Genomic DNA, 16,865 nt, shown 5'->3' on the forward strand with positions numbered 1-16,865 from the left:
CGCATCCTGTCGATCGCGGCACTGAACTCCGCCGTCGTGATCGTGCTGGTGGGTATGATCTGGAACGGCGCGCAGGTGCTGGGCTCGGCCTGGGACGACGTGCGCCAGGTGCGCCAATCCGACCGGATCCTGGCGCTGCTCGAAAGCGAGACCGGACGGCTCCAGAACCTGATCCACCGCTACATCAACCAGCCGAGCCCGGACCTGTTCGCCGAGATCCTCTTGCTGCGCGAGGCCGTGCTGGGCACGCTCACCGACCGCGCCGCCAAGGACCCGATGCTGTCAGGGTCCGTCGAGGAGCTGGAGCGTACCACCGACCGCTTCCTCAACGGCTTCGGCGAGCTGCGCACCGTGCAGGCGACCATCGCCAGGACCTATGAGGAACAGGTGCAGGGCCCGGCCAAGGACATGGCGGGCCTCTATTCCATCATCGAGGGCGCCACCGGCCATCGCGACGCACTGATCTGGCCCTCGCTCGGCAAGTCCCGCGAGGCCTTCACCGCGATGCTGGTCGCGGCCAATTCCTATTACCTGTCGCTGTCGCCAGGCGCGGCCGACGATGCGCGCCGCAACACCGAGACGATCGAGAAGACAATTCCCGTCATGATCGATCTTGCCGACAACGATCTCCAGAAGATGGCACTGCAAAAGCTCGGGGCGCGCACCAAGGCGCTGCGCGAGGGCTTTGCCAAACTGAGCGAGCAGCTCACCAATCGCACCGAGCTCCTGCGCAACACCATCGACGCCAGCCAGGCCGAGGCGATCGGGGCCATCGACGATCTCTCGACCAAGATGCGCCAGCGCGAGCAGAAGGCGCAGGAGACCTTCGACCGCACGCTGGCCGATATTTCTCGCCGTGTCCTCTCCATTGCCGTGATCTTCCTCGGCATCATCCTTTCCGCCGGCGTCTTGATCGCGCTCTCGATCCGGCTGCCGCTGCAGCAGATCATGACGGCGATGCGCGCGATCACGCTCGGCGATCTCAACCGCGAGGTGCAGGGCACCAACGCCCGCGACGAGGTCGGCGCCATGGCGCGCGCGGTAGAGGTATTCCGCGAAAACGCGATTGCCAAGCGTCAGACCGAGGACGAGCTGCGCGCATCCAAGGAAAAGGCCGAGAGTGCGCTGCTCGAGCTCAACACCGCGCAGCAGAACCTGATCGACGCCGAACGGCTCGCAGCGCTCGGCGGCCTCGTCGCCGGCGTCGCGCATGAGGTCAACAACCCGATCGGCATCAGCCTGACGGTCGCCTCGAGCTTTGCCAGGCGCACCGAGATCTTCGAGGCCCAGCTCAGGGGCGACGGGGGCTTGCGCCGCTCGCAGCTGGAGGAGTTCGTGCAGTCCTCGCGCGACGCCTCGCAGCAGCTGGTCGCCAATCTGCAGCGCGCCGGCGAGCTGATCCAGTCGTTCAAGCAGGTCGCAGTCGACCGCTCCCATGCCGAGCGGCGGCAATTCTCGCTCGGTGAAGCCACCGATCAGATCATCGCGAGCCTCCGGCCCGTGCTGAAGCGCTCGCCGATCACGCTTCAAGTCGACGTCCCCGAGGGACTCTTGCTCGACGGCTATCCCGGCTCTTACGGCCAGATCCTGACCAACCTCTTCCTCAACGCCGCCAACCACGCCTTCGCGGACGGCCGCGCCGGCACCATCACCATCTCGGCGCGGCCGCGGGGCCTCGAGGATATCGAGATCATCTTGGCCGATGACGGGGCCGGCATGACCCCGGACGTGCAGCGCCAGGCCTTTGACCCATTCTTTACCACAAGGCGCAATGAAGGTGGGACGGGACTGGGCTTGCATATCGTCTATAACCTTGTCACCCAGCAGCTCGGCGGGCGAATGATGCTGGAATCCAAGCTGGGACAAGGCACGACTTTCCGGATTATCATGCCGCGGATCGCCAGGGGCGGCGCGCAAAGCACAGAAAGTGACGGGACTTCTCAATGGCCGAACAGGACGATGTCCTCCACCTGATCGACGATACCGGTACCGCGTCGGAGGATGCAGACGCCCGGAAATGGAAGATCGCCGTCATCGACGACGATCCGGCCGTGCATGACGGCACCCGCTTTGCGCTGTCCGACTATAGTCTCAACGGCCTCGGCCTGGAGATCCTCTCCGCCCATTCCGCGGCGGAAGGTCGCAAGCTGATGGCCGAGCACAGCGACATCGCCGCGGTGCTGCTCGACGTCATCATGGAGACCGACGTCGCCGGCCTCGAGCTGGTCGAATACATCCGCAACGTGCTCAAGAACGAGACGGTGCGCATCATCCTGCGCACCGGCCAGCCCGGCCAGGCGCCGGAGCGGCGCGTCATCGTGCAGTACGACATCAACGACTACAAGGCCAAGACGGAGCTCACCGCCGACAAGCTGTTCACCTCGCTGACCGCGGCGCTGCGCTCCTACCAGCAGCTCGAGCGCATGGTACAGACACGGCGCGGGCTCGAGATCATCATCGATGCCGCCTCGACGCTGTACGACTTCAAGTCGATGCAGCGGCTCGCCGAGGGCGTGCTGACCCAGCTCGCCTCGCTGCTCAACGCCGATTGCGCCGGCATCCTGGTGCTGCGCGACAATGGCGGCATCGATCCCGAACTCTCGGTGCTCGCAGGCAGCGGCTGCTACAGTCGCTTCATCGGCACGACCTCCTCGAAGGCGCTCGACCCCGACCTGCGATCGATGGTGGAAGCCGCGTTCCAGGGCCGCAAGAACGAATTCGCCGACCATCGCAGCGTGATTTATTTGCGCACCGGATCCGGCCGCGAGGTCGTCGTGTTGCTGCAGGCCGAGCGCGAACTATCCGAGACCGACCGCTCGCTGGTCGAGATCTTCTCCTCCAGGCTCTCGATCGCGTTCGACAACGTGATCCTCTATCAGCAGCTCCAGGACGCCAACACGCAGCTGGAAGACCGCGTCGCCCAGCGCACCCGGGCGCTGAGCCAGGCCAATCGCCGGCTTTCGGCACAATGGCTGCGGCTGCAGCGCGCCAACGGCTTCAAGAACGAGATTCTCGGCACCGTCGCGCACGATCTGAAGAACCCGCTCGGCGTCATCCTCGGCCGCACCGAGATGCTGAAGGAGCTGATCTCGACCGGCGCCTCGGCGTCGGGCGTGGTCGCGCAGGTCGATCATATCAGAGACGCCACCAAGCGCCTGACCACCATGGTCGACCATCTGATCTCGGATGCGATGGCGGATGCCTTCGACATCACCATCCGCCGCGAGCCGGTCGACGTCGCGAGCCTGGTGAAGGAGGTCGCCGAAGCCAACCAGCCGCTCGCCTTCAACAAACAACAGGCGATCAGCGTCACTGCGCCGGCCAACATCGTCACCATGTGCGACACCGACCGCATCCGCGAGGCGATCGACAATCTGATCAGCAACGCCATCAAATATTCGCCAATCGCCGGGAAGATCAGCGTGGCGGTCAGCCATGAGGGCAACGACACCGTCATCAAGGTCAGCGACGAGGGCGCCGGCCTGTCGCCGGAGGATCTCGGCCGCCTGTTCGGCCGGTTCCAGCGGCTCTCCGCAAAACCGACGGCGGGCGAGAGCTCGACGGGGCTTGGGTTGTCCATCGTCAAGCGTATTATCGACATGCATGGCGGCGAGGTCACCGCCGACAGCGACGGCCCGGGCCAGGGCGCGACCTTCACCATCACCCTGCCCGCGACCGAGCTGCCCTGATTTGAGCACCAATGATCCGTAAGATTTCGAAGTGACATGACCCAAAGCCAGCACATCATGATCGTCGACGACGAGGCCCCGGCCCGGGAGATGGTCGGCGATTACCTCAAGATGCACGGCTTCACCGTGACGCTGTGCGACGGCGGAAAGAGCTTGCGCGCCGCGATCGACGGCAGCATGCCCGATCTCGTCGTGCTCGACCTCAACATGCCCGAGGAAGACGGCCTCTCGATCATCCGCGACCTCAAGAGCCGCACCAACGTGCCCGTCATCATGCTCACGGCGACCGCGAGCCCGATCGACCGCGTCGTCGGCCTCGAGCTCGGCGCCGACGACTACGTGGCAAAGCCCTGCGAGCTGCGCGAATTGATGGCGCGCATCCGCTCGGTGCTGCGGCGGAGCACGCCGGCGAAGGCCGCAAGCGCTGAGGCGGCGCCGGCGAAATCGGACAAGGATCAATTGGTGCGGTTCGGCACCAAATGGCTCGACCTCGAAGCCCAGGCGCTCCGGGATGAAGAGGGCAACGAGCATCCGCTGACCGCATCCGAGTTCGGGCTGCTGAAAGTGTTCGCGGCCAATCCGAAGCGCGTGCTGTCGCGCGAGCGCCTGCTGGAACTCGCCAATGCGCGCGATGCCGAGGCGTTCGACCGCGCGGTGGACCTGCGCATCATGCGCATCCGCCGCAAGATCGAGCCCGACCCGACCAAGCCCGCCGTGATCCGCACCATCCGCGGCGGCGGCTATCTGTTCTCGCCGGCGGGCGAGAAGGCGTAGGGCACCACGACCGTCATCCCGGGCTCGCGCTGAGCGCGCCCGGGACGACGGTGATGGGTATGGCGCGCCGAAACGCAAGCCCCGGAAATTGGTTCCTCCCAATCCAATTCCGCAGTTCTCTATTTTCCAAGCCTTGAAATTCCACGCTTTTTTGCCTCGAATGTTTCGTCGCAATTTCCCTGACGAAACAATTTAGCGGCGCACGAAACCATTTTCCCCTTTTCGTGCAGACGTCCCGAAACGTTGGCTCATTAACACCTTGGTCCAAGGAAACGCCGTTCGGTTGCGGCGCACCGGGGAGCCAAGTCTATGCAGAACGTCATCGCCATGAACGCCCAGGCCAGTCAGAGCATCATTGCCGCTCAGGCGACTTCGGACGACATGCTTCTGGAAAGCATTGCCGACGGCAACCGGACGTCCATGCACATCCTCTATTGCCGGCATAATGTGCGGGTCTATCGCTTCATCCTGCGCATCGTGCGCGATGCCACCACCGCCGAAGACCTGGTCAGCCAGGTGTTTCTGGACGTGTGGCGGACGGCCGGCCAGTTCCAGGGCCGCTCGCAGGTGTCGACCTGGCTGCTCTCCATCGCCCGCTTCAAGGCGCTGACCGCATTGCGCCAGCGCCGGTTCGAGGACATCGACCAGGAAGACGTGCGCCAGATCCCGGATAGTTGCGACACGCCCGAGACGTCGCTCGACCGCAGCGACACCAGCGCCATTCTGCGCGCCTGCGTCGCCAAGCTGTCGCCCGCCCATCGTGAGATCATCACCCTCGTCTACTACCATGAGAAGTCGGTGGAGGAGGTCGGGCAGATCATCGGCATTCCCCAGAGCACGGTGAAAACGCGGATGTTCTACGCCCGCAAGCAGCTCGCCGATCTGCTTAAGGGTTGCGGCGTCGACCGTTTCGCCGCTTAAGGCAAATAATTTCAAAGGGATAGGACCGGACTTCCGGCCCCATCCCGGGACACGGAAGTGTTACCGCCGACGAAACAAATGAAACAAAGCACAACATCAGGCGGAAAAACTTCGTCCCTATAAAGCTCACATACGGTTTTGCTTAAACCTCCCAAGGACCTCCAACGACCCGGACGGGATGCCCCCCTCCGGGTCGTTTTGTGTCTGGGGCCCGTCACGAGCGCGTGACGGCGCGTAACGGTTGGTGCGCCGGACGCGAACTGCCCTCGTGACCTCGCTCACGAGTGCCTCATGCTCGAACTTCTCTTCGCCATCCTCGCCGGCATTCTCACCATCGCCGCACCCTGTACGTTACCGGTGTTGCCGATCCTGCTCGGCGCCTCGATCGGTCGCGCGTCACATCTGCGGCCTGCGATGATCGCGCTTGGCTTCGTCATCTCCTTCTCCGCGGTGGCGCTGCTGCTCGGCGCGCTCACGCAGGCATTCGCCTTCGATCCGAACGTGCTGCGCGAGGCGGCCGCGATCCTGCTGCTCGGCTTCGGCCTGTTGATGCTGTGGCCGGCACCGTTCGAATGGCTGTCGATCCGGCTCAACAGCTGGCTCAACTTCAGCAATGTCGGCGGCGGGCAACGCGAGGGCGCGCTCGGCGGCCTCCTGCTCGGCACCACGCTCGGCCTGGTCTGGACGCCCTGCGCCGGCCCCGTGCTCGGCTCGATCCTGACGCTGGTGGCAACCTCGAAGAACCTCGCCTGGGCCGGCACGCTATTGATCGCCTACGCGATTGGCGCGGCGATCCCCATGCTGGCGATCGCCTATGGCGGACAGGCCGCGACCACGCGCGTGCGCAGCCTCGCCCGCATCTCGCCACGCCTGCAGCAGGGCTTCGGCGTGGTCGTGATCGCCTTCGCGCTCGCCGCCTATTTCCAATACGACACGCTGATCGTGGCGTGGCTCACCGGCTTCTATCCCGCCGGCCAGATCGGCCTGTGATTGGCTTCACCGCAACGGAGAACACGACCATGACCTTGAAACTGCTCACTGTGGCCGCCGCGCTGATCGGCGTCTCTGTCACCGGCGCCGTCATCCCCGGCCTCTGCGACGAGGCGACGCAAGCAGCGCCGGTCAAGATCGCGGCCGTGAGCCAGGCGGCGACCGCGCCCGACTTCGCCGGCATCAGCAACTGGTTCAACTCGAAGCCGCTTCATATCGCCGACCTCCGCGGCAAGGTCGTGCTGGTCGACTTCTGGACGTATGGCTGCGTCAACTGCGTCAACACGCTGCCGCACGTCACCGACCTCTACGCCAAATACCGGGACAAGGGCCTCGTCGTGGTCGGCGTGCACACGCCGGAATTCCCGTTCGAGCGTTCCGCCTCCAACGTGCAGGCCGCCCTGAAGCGCCACGGCATCACCTATCCGGTGGCGCAGGACAATGAGTCCAAGACCTGGAACGCCTACCGCAACCAATATTGGCCGGCGCAATACATCATCGACCAGAGCGGCAAGATCGTGTTCCAGCACGAAGGCGAAGGCCGCTACGACGAGATCGACCGCACGGTCGCCAGGCTGCTGAACGCCGACAGCTGATGCAGAACGCCGCGACTCTGCCTTGTTGCTTGACTCCACGGACCCGTCCGTGGAGGTTCGCGCGCAACGCAAACCAGCCGCCGCAATGGACGACGCGACCGCCAGCAACGATATCCGCCTTCGCGAGGGCTCCTCGATCGCGCAGCGGCTGGTCGTGGCCGGCTCGGCGGCGGCCGTGGCGCTGTGCTTCACCCCGGGCCTGTTCACACACGATGTGCTCGAGATCATCATCGCGGTGATCGCGCTGCTGGCGGGCGCAGCGTTCGTCGGCGCGGTCATGCTGACGCCGGCAGTGGTGTGGATCATCACGCCGGAGCAGATCCTGATCGGACGGCAGCGTCCATTCGGGAAGCTGCAGGCCCGGGTCGTCGCAAAAGATGACATCAGGGGGCTTCGGGTTCCCGGCAGCAAGACCGCGAAAGCCCGCTTCCAGCTGGCTTTCACCCTGGCTTCGGGCGAACGCCTGATCTCCCCGCCGCTCGCCGACGTCACCCATGTCCATGAAACCGTGACACGGATCGCGGCGCAATTCGACGTCCCCGATGTCGAGGCGCCCATCAACCCGCTCGATGCCAGCAATCCCGAGATGCGGCTTGGCGATCCCGTCGAGCCGTTTTCCCGGAGAGACATTGGGATCGCGGCGCTGATCGTCGTCGCACTGAGTGTTGCACCTTATGCCTACAGGCTCTGGCGTGGTCTGCAGCCCCAATGGATCGACTATACGCTGCTGCCGCTGGGCGTGATCGCCGCGTTCGGCGTCTACCGATTTGCCAATCTCCTCACCGGCGCTTTCTGGATTGTCCGCGAGGGCGATATCCGCATCGAACGCCTCTGGGGCAATGGCCAGCCGCGCACCGACCAGATCGAAGGGCGCGACGTCAAAGCGGTCACGGTCGAGCGCCGCGGCCGGTCGGAGGACGAGCATTGCATCGTCGTGATCCGGCTGCGCTCGGGGCGACGGTTTCGCAGCCCCCGGATCGGCTCGCGCGTTGAGGCCCGCGCCGTGGGCGCCGAAATCGTCCGGCGGCTCGGGATCGGGGCGGAGGCGAATCAGATCTGAGGCGCCCTGTCGCCGCTGGCTCGCTCTGCGCCTCTCCCGCTTGCTTGCGGGAGAGGTCGACACGCGAAGCGTGGCGGGTGAGGGTTCTTTCCTATGGGGAGTATCCCAATGAGGAGACACCCTCTCCCCAAGCCTCCCCCGTAAGCTGGGGAGGGAGCGCACCGCCTGCCCGGCAGGTACCCACTGCTTTTCGCGCCATCCCTCGTTCATGGCATTGCGCGGGCTCGTCAAAAAACCAAAGCATTCTCGTGAGATACAAAACAGGCACGCCTTGAACTTGCCACGAAGCTGCCCCTGAGTTCAGATGGTTCGGAATGATTTGCGCTTGGCAGCGGGGAGAGCTTGAAATGACCGACGTTCGTCGCCTGACCGGGGCGCTTGTGGCTGCGATCGGCCTGATCTTGTCCTCAGCCCAAGCCTTCGCCCAGCAGCCCGATCGCGGCGACGAGCCCGGCCTGATCGCCGACGACAGCTATCAGCTCGATCCGGAATGGCAGAAGCAGGTCGTGTACTACCGCACGACCGAAGCGCCCGGCACGATCATCATCTCGACATCAGAGCGTCACCTCTATCTGGTCCAGCCCGGCGGGCGCGCGATCCGCTACGGGATCGGCGTCGGTCGCGACGGCTTCCAGTGGCAGGGGCTGGTGCAGATCACCAACAAGAAGGAGTGGCCGGACTGGACGCCGCCGCCGGAGATGATCCAGCGCCAGCCTTATCTGCCGCGCTTCATGGCCGGCGGTCCCGGCAATCCGCTCGGCGCGCGCGCCATGTATCTGGGCACGACGGTCTACCGCATCCACGGCACCAATCGTCCTGACACGATCGGCACCAAGGTGTCCTCAGGCTGCTTCCGTCTGGTCAATAACGACGTCGCCGATCTCTATGATCGCGTGCCCGTTGGGACCAAGGTGGTTATCCGGCAGAAGCCCGAACTCTAAACTTCCTTGGGCACGATCTCTCCGGATCGTGCTTCCCGCCCCTTCCAGAATTTCTTTTCCCGATTTTTCGAGAGAGCAACATGATGCGCACATTTCGAGGCGGCCTGCTGATCGGGCTCGCAGTCGCCGTGCTGGTCGGCGCCTTGGCCATCACCTATGAGTTCTACGACACCCGCACCTTGAAGCGCACCGTGCGTCGCGGCGAAGTGCTGTGTGGCGTCAACAAGGGCCTGCCCGGCTTCTCGATTCCCGACGACAAGGGCAACTGGACCGGCTTCGACGTCGATTTCTGCCGCGCGGTGGCGTCGGCGATCTTCGACGATCCGAGCAAGGCCAAGTTCGTGCCGCTCGACGCCAGCGAGCGCTTCAAGGAATTGCAGAGCCGCAAGGTCGACATCCTCTCGCGCAACTCGACCTGGAGCATGTCGCGTGAGCTCGACTACGATCTCTACTTCCCTGCCGTCGCCTATTACGACGGCGAAGGCTTCATGGTTCCGCGGTCGCGCAACAAGGAGACCTCGCTCGATCTCGCCGACAGCAAGGTCTGCGTGCAGGCAGGCACCACCACGCAGCTCAATCTTGCCGACTACTTCAAAGCCAACAACATGAAGTATGAGCTGGTGAAGTTCGACAAGCTCGAAGACGTGGTGAAGGCCTACGACACCGGCAAGTGCGACACGCTCACCGCCGACGTCTCGCAGCTTTATGCGCTGCGGCTGAACCTGTCCAAGCCCGGCGACCACATGATCCTGCCCGACATGATCTCCAAGGAGCCGCTGGCGCCCGTCGTCCGCCAACGCGACGACGACTGGATGATGATCGTGAAGTGGACGCTCTACGCGATGATCAATGCGGAAGAGTTAGGCGTCAGCTCGCAGAATATCGACGAAGCCCTGAAATCGAAGAAGCCCGAGGTGATGCGGCTGGTCGGCACCGAGGGCAATTACGGCGAGCAGCTCGGCCTCACCAAGGACTGGGCCGTGCGCATCATCCGCCACGTCGGCAATTACGGCGAGATGTACGAGCGCAATATCGGCGAGAAGTCGCAGCTGAAGATCCCGCGCGGCATGAACCAGCTTTGGAACGCGGGCGGCGTGCAATATGCACCGCCGATGCGGTGAGCGGGCGCGACGAGACCTCGTAGGGTGGGTTAGCCAAGCAACTGCGCGAAGCGCGATTGCTTGGCGTAACCCACCATCCTTCCGCGTTCGCCGAACAAAGTTGGTGGGTTACGCCCTGCAAATGCGCTTCGCGCTTCTGCACCGCTAACCCACCCTACAACAGCGGATCAATACCCCCGCGCCCGTGCCAGCTGCTCGGTGTGGTAATTGGCATCGCCGAACAGCTCCTCGCACACACGCGCGCGCTTCATGAAGAAGCCGATGTCGAACTGGTCGGTCATGCCCATGCCGCCGTGCATCTGCACGCCTTCCTGAACCGCGCGCGTGGCGGTGGTGCCGGCGCGGGCCTTGGCGACAGCGACGGCTGAGGCGGCCTTGGCGACATCGGCGTCCAGCGCCTGCAGCGCCTTGATGGTGGCGGCGCGGGTGATCTCGATGTCGACATAGAGTTCGGCGGCGCGGTGCTGCAGCGCCTGGAATTCGCCGATCAGCTTGCCGAACTGCTTTCGGCTCTTGAGATACTCGACGGTGCGATTGAAGACCTCGTCGCTGAGGCCCACCATCTCGGCGGCGACCGCGCCGCGGCCGATGTCGAGCACACCGTCGAGCAGGTGAGCTGCCTGATCGACTTCGCCAAGCACGCTGTCGGCGGTGACCTCGACATTGGCCAGCTCGATCCGCGCCGCATTGTGCGCATCGACCATGATGGTGCGCTCGATCGAAACGCCCTTGGCCGCAGGGTTCACCAGAAACATGGTCAGGCCATCACGCTCCCCGGCCGAACCGGCGGTTCGCGCGGCAACGATGAGGAGGTCGGCGACGTGACCATCGACAACCAGCGCCTTGGCGCCCGAGAGCCTGAAGCCGTTGCCGGCGCGCACGGCCTGCAGGTTGGTCTGGAGCGGGCGATGCTTGGCGCCTTCGTCGATCGCAAGCGTGGCCAGCAGCGAGCCGCTCGCAATCTTCGGCAGATATTCCGACTTCTGCGCGGCATTGCCGCCGCCATTGAGGGCAGAGGCCGCGACCACTGACGTGGCGAGGAAGGGCGACGGCATCAAGGTACGGCCAATCTCCTCCATCACGACACCGGCTTCCATGAAGCCGAGGCCAGAGCCGCCGAACTCCTCCGGCACCAGAAGGCCGGCAAAGCCCATCTCGGCGAAGGAATGCCACAGCTCCTTGGAGAAGCCGGTGGGATCCTTGCTGTCGCGCAAGTGACGCAGATGCGACACCGGCGCCTTGTCGCTGATCAGCCCACGCGCTGAGTCGCGGAGCATCGATTGTTCTTCGGTGAGGACGAGGGCCATGTGCGTGTTTTCCGATTCGAAAATCTATTTGTCGTCGTCATTCCGGGATGGCCCGCAGGGCCAGGCCCGGATTCCATTTCGCCGCCGAGAATGCCGCCTGATGGATTCCGGGCTCGCGACTTCGTCGCGCCCCGGAATGACAAAAAGCCTCAAGCGCCCGGCAGATCCAGGATGCGCTTGGCGACGATGCCGAGCATGACCTCGGACGTGCCGCCCTCGATCGAGTTCGCCTTGGTGCGCAGCCAGGCGCGCGGGCGAGCGCCCTGCCTGGAGCGTTCGCTTTCCCATTCCAGCGCATCGACGCCGCCGGCCGACATCAGGATCTCGTAGCGGCGCTTGTTGAGCTCGGTGCCGTAATATTTCATCGCCGACGAGAACGCCGGATGCGCCTGCCCCGCTTTGGCGAGATCGACCGCGCGCTCGGCGCAGGCGGCGAGTGCCGCTTCATCGACGTCGAAGGTCGCGATCCGGCCACGCAGCATCGAATCATCAAGCTTGCCTTGCGCATCCGTGCCGACGGAATCGGCCGCGATCTGGCCGAGCGGACGACCGACGCCGCGCTCGCCCATGCCCGAGATCATCGCGCGCTCGTGCTGGAGCAGATATTTGGCGACATCCCAGCCGCGATTGATGGTGCCGACCACATGCGATTTCGGCACGCGGACGCCGTCGAAGAAGGTCTCGCAGAACGGCGAATAGCCGGAGATCAGCAGGATCGGCTTGGTAGTGACGCCCTTCGAGGTCATGTCGAAGAGGATGAAGCTGATGCCGTCGTGCTTCTTGGCCGTGGGATCGGTGCGGACGAGGCAGAAGATCCAGTCGGCGTAGTTGGCGTAGGAGGTCCAGATCTTCGATCCCGTGATGACGAAGTCGTCGCCGTCGCTCTCGGCACGGGTCTGCAGCGAAGCGAGGTCGGAGCCGGCGTTCGGCTCGGAATAGCCCTGGCACCAGCGGATTTCGCCGGCGGCAATCTTCGGCAGATGTTCCTTCTTCTGTGCCTCATTGCCGTATTTCAGCAATGCCGGCCCGAGCATCCAGATGCCGAAGCTCGACAGCGGCGGCCGCGCGCCCATCTTCGCCATTTCACTGCGCAGCACCTTGTGTTCGGCGGCGTTGAGGCCGCCGCCGCCATACTCCTTCGGCCAATCCGGCACGGTCCACCCCTTGTCGCGCATGCGCTCGAACCAGATGCGCTGCGGCTCGGAGGAGAATTTGGCGTTGCGACCGCCCCAGAACACGTCGGCATCCGAGGTCGCGGGCTTGCGCATCTCCGGCGGGCAGTTGGCTTCGAGCCAGGCGCGTGTCTCGTTGCGGAATTGTTCGAGATCGGCGGATTCAGTTTCACTCATGGTCGTTTCCATCAATCATCACAGACTTGTTTGGGCGAGACTCTGGGCCATCGTCCCGTGGAATTCAACCACTTCCGCGGCCACGTTCGGCTATAGTTGCCGGCACAACGGCGCTTGAAAACAAAGAGGAAACGACAATGCGGCTGAAACTTCTTTCGCCTGGCGAAATGAACGAGAGCCAGCGGCAGACCTATGACGAGTCGATTGCCGGCAAGCGCGGCAAACCGCCGGCGCCGATGATGGCCTGGCTCAACAGCCCCGACATGGCCCGTCACGCCACGCGGCTCGGCGAAGTGCTGCGCTACGACACGATTTTCCCGGCAAAGCTCTCGGAGATCGCGATCCTGGTGACGGCGCGGCACTGGACCGCGCATTATGAATGGTATGCGCATAAACGGCTCGCGCTCGCCGGCGGCATGGACCCCGAAATCATCGACGCGATCCGGGATCGCCGGACGCCGGCGTTCGACGATCCCAAGGGAAAGATGATCTACGACCTCGCGAAGTCGCTGCATGAGGGCCATGGCGTCGAGAAGGGGCTCTACGACGAGGCGGTGAAGCTGCTCAGCGAGCGCGGCGTGGTCGAGGTGATTGGACTGTGCGGCTATTACACCATGGTCTCGATGACGCTGAACACGTTCGAATTCGAGCTGCCGGAGGGCGAGGTGCCGGAGCTGTCATAGTTTCGTATCCGGAAACGATGGGTTTCGGGATGAGCCGGTGGCAGCATCCCGAAGCGCGCCTTATGTGGGAGTTGATCAACGGAGCCACACCATGTCGCAAGCCCCCGCTATCGCCGCCGGCACCCGGATCGGCCACGTCCATCTCAAGGTCGCCGACCTCGACCGCGCGCTCGGCTTTTACTGCGGGGTGCTTGGCTTCGAGCTGATGCAGCGGATGGGCTCGGGCGCGGCCTTTATCTCGGCCGGCGGCTATCATCACCACATCGGCCTCAACACCTGGGAGAGCAAGGGCGGCTCACCGCCTCCGCCGGGCACCACCGGCCTGTTCCACACTGCGATCCTCTATCCGACGCGGCCAGCGCTGGCAGATGCGCTGCATCGGGTGCTCTCGGCCGGCATCATGCTGGATGGCGCCAGCGACCACGGCGTGTCGGAGGCCCTTTACTTGCGCGATCCAGACGAGAACGGCGTGGAGCTGTATTGGGACAAGCCGCGGGAGCAATGGCCGTTCGGGCCGGACGGCAAGCTGGCGATGTTCACCAAACGGCTGGATGTGGAGGACCTCTTGAGGCAACGCGAAGCGTGATCTTGTGGGGTGGGTCAGGCGAGGCCGTAACCCACCACTGTTGATTGCCAAAGAAACAGAACAGGTGGATTACGCCTTCGGCTAATCCACCCTACGAGACCTTCGTTTTTGGCTTGCCCCGTATCATGATTAGCGCGGCGGCCGTCAGCTCCAGCGCGATGCAGAGATAGAACGGCAGCGAATAGCCGCCGGACCAATCGCGCAAGAAGCCGACGACGCCGGGGCCGAACGCGTAGGTGACCTGGTTGATCGCGGTGTTCAGGCTGATCAGCACGCCGAACGAGGCCGAATCGAATTCCTGCTGCACGATCAGCGACGGCAGAGTGATGAGATTGCCGACAGAGAAGCCGAACACCGCGCAGGCGGCGATCAGCACGTAGTCATTGTGCAGGTTGATCACGACGCACAATGCGGCCGCCTGGCTGAGGAACGACAGCGCGGACGCAAGGCGCTGGTCGAGACGATCGATCACAATCGAGAACAGCACGCGGCCGACCACTGCCATCGCGGTGAGCACCGCGACCGCCGCGGCGGCACGCTCGCGTCCGATCACGGGATCGAGGAACGAGATCAGGTGCACGATGAAGCCGACTTGCGCGAACAGCACCAGCGCGAACGCGATCGTCACGGTGAGGAAGCCGACGTCGCGAAGCGCATGCTTGCGAATCTCCGTCGAGGATTGCGGCTTTGTTTTCGCGGCTCCACGCCAACCATGAAGATCGGGCGGCCGGCCGACGACGAGCAGGATCACCGGCACGAGCAGCACCAGCATGGCGCCGGCGGCGGCGTACATCGCGTTGGCAAAACCGATATGGCCAATCAGGCTCACGAGCAGCGGCACGCCGACGATGCCGCCGAAGCTGGCCCCGTTCAGCGCCAGGCTGATCGCCATGCCGCGCTTGTGGTCGAACCAGAGACTGATGGTGTTGGTGATCATGGCCAGGCTGGTGCCGGCCCAGCCGAAGGCGAGCACGGCATCGGCGAGATAAAGCTGCCACGGCTCGCGCACCGCGCCGATCGCAACGCTCGCTGCCGCCATCGCCAGCGTGCCGGCGATGAGGCCGAGGCGCGCGCCGTACTTTTGGACGGCCTCACCGACGAACACGACGAGCAGTGCGCCGAACAGGTAGAAGAACGTCGTCCCTGCGGAGATCAGCGAGGCCGACCAGCCATGCGCACGCTGGAGCTCGGCGACATAGACGCTCTGGCCGTAGAAGCCGAGGCCCCAGCCGAAAGTCGCGAGCAGGAAGCAGACCGCGACGATGCGCCAGCCTTGATAGCGGAGGGAGGTTTCGTCCGGTGGCGTGGTGGTGCGGGGATTGTCGAGCATTTGCGCTTGTCCTCTGTTTCCCCCGCGAGCGCTCAGCTTCACGCTCGTCTCATCATGACGAGCATCATGTAACAATCGACCTGCCGAAAATCACTTCGAGCTGGATCGAACTATCGACGCTGCTGACATCCTCCCGCCATTTATGCGCATGATCTTTCGGAAAACCGCTGCACACTTTTCCGGATCATGCGTCAGATCGCATCCGGGAACTCGCCCATGGCGGCCTCGAGCCGCGCCTTGCGGCGGCGAGCCCAGGATGCCAGCGAGAGCGCAACGAGACCAATGGCGACAGGCGGGAACACCACCATGTTCACCGCGGACCAGCCGTAATTCGCCAGCAGCTGGCCCGAGGAGAACGAGCCGATCGCCATCATGCCGAACACCAGGAAGTCGTTGAACGCCTGCACCTTGTTGCGCTCCTGCGGACGGTGCGTCTCCAGCACCAGCGCAGAGGCGCCGATGAAGGAGAAATTCCAGCCGACGCCCAGCACGATCAGCGTGGCCCAGAAGTGCATCGCGGTGATGCCTGACAGCCCGATGGTGGCGGCGCCGGCTTCCAGCAGCAGGCCGGCGGCCACGATTTTCGGTGCGTTGAAGCGAGAGATCAAGGCGCCCGTGAAGAAACTCGGCCCGTACATCGCGACGATGTGCCATTGAATGCCGAAATTGGAATCGGACACGCTCAAGCCGCACATCTTCATGGCTAAGGGCGCCGAGGTCATCACCAGATTCATCATGGGATAGGAGATGACGCCGCACAGCGCCGCGGCGATGAAGCGCGGCTGGGTCACGATGGTGAGCAGGGGCCGGCCGCCATGCAGATCTGATGGCGCTGGCTTGGGTATGTCGACGCCGGCGACGATGCCCATCGCAATAAGCGCGACCGCGGCCTGCACCAGGAAGCTGAAGGCAAACAGATAAGGCGACCAGACGTCCATGGTCCATTGTACGAGCTGCGGACCCAGCACGCCGGCGAACACGCCGCCCGCCATCACCCAGGACACGGCTTTCGGCCGATAGGCGGCGCTGGCGCCGTCGGCGGCCGCGAAGCGATAGGATTGCGCCACGGAGCCGTAGAGGCCGCCGAGGAAGGTCGCGAGACAAAACAGCGCGAACGACCCGTGCAGGATCGCGAACGAGCCGGTAAGGCCAGTGAGCGTGCCGCAGCCGGTGCCGATCACGAAAGCCGCGCGGCGGCCGAAGCGGCGCGAGATCGCGCCGGTCGGCAGCGTGCCGGCGGCGAGACCAACGACATACATCGACAGCGGCACGGTCGCGAGCGACATGTCGGGGGCGAGCGTGGCGCCGACGATCGAGCCGGTGGCAAAGATCACCGCCGAGTTGGCGCCGGTCAGCGCCTGCGCGGCGGCAAGGCGCACCACATTGGCGCGCACGCGGGCGTCGTCGGCGATCTCAGCGGCTGAAGTCACGTCTAGCATCGGCATTTCCGCCCAAAAGGCTTGATGATTCCCGGCACTATGGAGGGGCGCGCGAGGGCCGGCAACCGGTGCAAACGGG

15 protein-coding genes are annotated in these 16,865 nt (G+C 64.4%); 11 read left to right on the forward strand and 4 right to left on the reverse strand.

The features are described 5' to 3' along the window. The first annotated feature begins 42 nt into the window (after nucleotides 1-42). The 9 genes from BM374_RS03535 to BM374_RS03575 all read left to right on the forward strand — a co-directional run bounded on the left by BM374_RS03535 (nucleotide 43) and on the right by BM374_RS03575 (nucleotide 10,092). Entirely contained in the window at nucleotides 43-1,974 is a 1,932-nt protein-coding gene (locus tag BM374_RS03535) for a sensor histidine kinase (protein WP_502689414.1), read from the forward strand. Continuing rightward, nucleotides 1,944-3,689, forward strand: a complete 1,746-nt coding sequence (locus BM374_RS03540) for an ATP-binding response regulator (RefSeq protein WP_092289159.1) — start codon at nucleotides 1,944-1,946, stop codon at nucleotides 3,687-3,689. Before BM374_RS03535 ends, BM374_RS03540 begins: the two co-directional genes overlap by 31 nt. Before the next feature lie 36 nt (nucleotides 3,690-3,725). Continuing rightward, the gene (locus tag BM374_RS03545; RefSeq protein ID WP_092289160.1) at nucleotides 3,726-4,463 is read left to right on the forward strand and encodes a response regulator; all 738 of its coding nucleotides are present in this window, start codon (nucleotides 3,726-3,728) and stop codon (nucleotides 4,461-4,463) included. A 309-nt stretch (nucleotides 4,464-4,772) separates the two neighbouring features. Further along, nucleotides 4,773-5,384, forward strand: a complete 612-nt coding sequence (locus tag BM374_RS03550; RefSeq protein WP_092289161.1) for a sigma-70 family RNA polymerase sigma factor — start codon at nucleotides 4,773-4,775, stop codon at nucleotides 5,382-5,384. Nucleotides 5,385-5,675: 291 nt separating this feature from the next. Next, nucleotides 5,676-6,374: a cytochrome c biogenesis CcdA family protein gene (locus BM374_RS03555; protein ID WP_092289162.1), complete on the forward strand. Its 699-nt coding sequence runs from the start codon at nucleotides 5,676-5,678 to the stop codon at nucleotides 6,372-6,374. A gap of 29 nt (nucleotides 6,375-6,403) precedes the next feature. After that, a complete protein-coding gene (locus BM374_RS03560; protein ID WP_092290203.1) occupies nucleotides 6,404-6,970 on the forward strand; it encodes a thioredoxin family protein in 567 nt (188 codons plus the stop codon). An 85-nt stretch (nucleotides 6,971-7,055) separates the two neighbouring features. Next, a complete protein-coding gene (locus BM374_RS03565) occupies nucleotides 7,056-8,030 on the forward strand; it encodes a hypothetical protein (protein WP_092289163.1) in 975 nt (324 codons plus the stop codon). Between the two features lie 347 nt (nucleotides 8,031-8,377). Further along, entirely contained in the window at nucleotides 8,378-8,971 is a 594-nt protein-coding gene (locus tag BM374_RS03570) for a L,D-transpeptidase (protein WP_092289164.1), read from the forward strand. Between the two features lie 83 nt (nucleotides 8,972-9,054). Then, nucleotides 9,055-10,092, forward strand: a complete 1,038-nt coding sequence (locus tag BM374_RS03575; RefSeq protein ID WP_092290204.1) for an amino acid ABC transporter substrate-binding protein — start codon at nucleotides 9,055-9,057, stop codon at nucleotides 10,090-10,092. A gap of 167 nt (nucleotides 10,093-10,259) precedes the next feature. Here the strand turns inward: BM374_RS03575 and BM374_RS03580 are convergent, their stop codons facing one another. Both BM374_RS03580 and BM374_RS03585 read right to left on the reverse strand, forming a co-directional pair. Further along, nucleotides 10,260-11,399 carry an acyl-CoA dehydrogenase family protein gene (locus tag BM374_RS03580; protein WP_092289165.1) on the reverse strand — a complete coding sequence of 380 codons (1,140 nt, stop codon included), beginning with the start codon at nucleotides 11,397-11,399 and terminating at the stop codon, nucleotides 10,260-10,262. A gap of 149 nt (nucleotides 11,400-11,548) precedes the next feature. Next, nucleotides 11,549-12,748 (reverse strand): acyl-CoA dehydrogenase family protein, encoded by a 1,200-nt coding sequence (locus BM374_RS03585; protein ID WP_177248071.1) that lies wholly within the window; start codon nucleotides 12,746-12,748, stop codon nucleotides 11,549-11,551. A gap of 137 nt (nucleotides 12,749-12,885) precedes the next feature. Between BM374_RS03585 and BM374_RS03590 the strand changes: the two genes are divergently transcribed. Further along, nucleotides 12,886-13,431, forward strand: coding sequence for a carboxymuconolactone decarboxylase family protein (locus BM374_RS03590; RefSeq protein WP_092289167.1), 546 nt, complete (start codon nucleotides 12,886-12,888; stop codon nucleotides 13,429-13,431). A 91-nt stretch (nucleotides 13,432-13,522) separates the two neighbouring features. After that, entirely contained in the window at nucleotides 13,523-14,017 is a 495-nt protein-coding gene (locus BM374_RS03595; RefSeq protein ID WP_092289168.1) for a VOC family protein, read from the forward strand. A gap of 91 nt (nucleotides 14,018-14,108) precedes the next feature. Here BM374_RS03595 and BM374_RS03600 read toward each other — a convergent pair whose 3' ends face one another. After that, entirely contained in the window at nucleotides 14,109-15,347 is a 1,239-nt protein-coding gene (locus BM374_RS03600; RefSeq protein WP_092289169.1) for an MFS transporter, read from the reverse strand. A gap of 191 nt (nucleotides 15,348-15,538) precedes the next feature. Continuing rightward, nucleotides 15,539-16,786: an MFS transporter gene (locus tag BM374_RS03605; protein WP_177248072.1), complete on the reverse strand. Its 1,248-nt coding sequence runs from the start codon at nucleotides 16,784-16,786 to the stop codon at nucleotides 15,539-15,541. Nucleotides 16,787-16,865 lie beyond the last annotated feature (79 nt).

Source organism: Bradyrhizobium sp. Ghvi (assembly GCF_900115265.1).
Taxonomy (GTDB): Bacteria; Pseudomonadota; Alphaproteobacteria; order Rhizobiales; family Xanthobacteraceae; genus Bradyrhizobium.

What these genes read in the sequence shown, in the direction of transcription:
- BM374_RS03540 (WP_092289159.1), top strand. Translation starts at nt 1,944, where the DNA reads ATGGCCGAACAGGACGATGTCCTCCACCTGATCGACGATACCGGTACC.
- BM374_RS03545 (WP_092289160.1), top strand. Translation starts at nt 3,726, where the DNA reads ATGACCCAAAGCCAGCACATCATGATCGTCGACGACGAGGCCCCGGCC.
- BM374_RS03550 (WP_092289161.1), top strand. Translation starts at nt 4,773, where the DNA reads ATGCAGAACGTCATCGCCATGAACGCCCAGGCCAGTCAGAGCATCATT.
- BM374_RS03555 (WP_092289162.1), top strand. Translation starts at nt 5,676, where the DNA reads ATGCTCGAACTTCTCTTCGCCATCCTCGCCGGCATTCTCACCATCGCC.
- BM374_RS03560 (WP_092290203.1), top strand. Translation starts at nt 6,404, where the DNA reads ATGACCTTGAAACTGCTCACTGTGGCCGCCGCGCTGATCGGCGTCTCT.
- BM374_RS03565 (WP_092289163.1), top strand. Translation starts at nt 7,056, where the DNA reads ATGGACGACGCGACCGCCAGCAACGATATCCGCCTTCGCGAGGGCTCC.
- BM374_RS03570 (WP_092289164.1), top strand. Translation starts at nt 8,378, where the DNA reads ATGACCGACGTTCGTCGCCTGACCGGGGCGCTTGTGGCTGCGATCGGC.
- BM374_RS03575 (WP_092290204.1), top strand. Translation starts at nt 9,055, where the DNA reads ATGCGCACATTTCGAGGCGGCCTGCTGATCGGGCTCGCAGTCGCCGTG.
- BM374_RS03580 (WP_092289165.1), bottom strand. Translation starts at nt 11,399, where the DNA reads ATGGCCCTCGTCCTCACCGAAGAACAATCGATGCTCCGCGACTCAGCG.
- BM374_RS03585 (WP_177248071.1), bottom strand. Translation starts at nt 12,748, where the DNA reads ATGAGTGAAACTGAATCCGCCGATCTCGAACAATTCCGCAACGAGACA.
- BM374_RS03590 (WP_092289167.1), top strand. Translation starts at nt 12,886, where the DNA reads ATGCGGCTGAAACTTCTTTCGCCTGGCGAAATGAACGAGAGCCAGCGG.
- BM374_RS03595 (WP_092289168.1), top strand. Translation starts at nt 13,523, where the DNA reads ATGTCGCAAGCCCCCGCTATCGCCGCCGGCACCCGGATCGGCCACGTC.
- BM374_RS03600 (WP_092289169.1), bottom strand. Translation starts at nt 15,347, where the DNA reads ATGCTCGACAATCCCCGCACCACCACGCCACCGGACGAAACCTCCCTC.
- BM374_RS03605 (WP_177248072.1), bottom strand. Translation starts at nt 16,786, where the DNA reads ATGCTAGACGTGACTTCAGCCGCTGAGATCGCCGACGACGCCCGCGTG.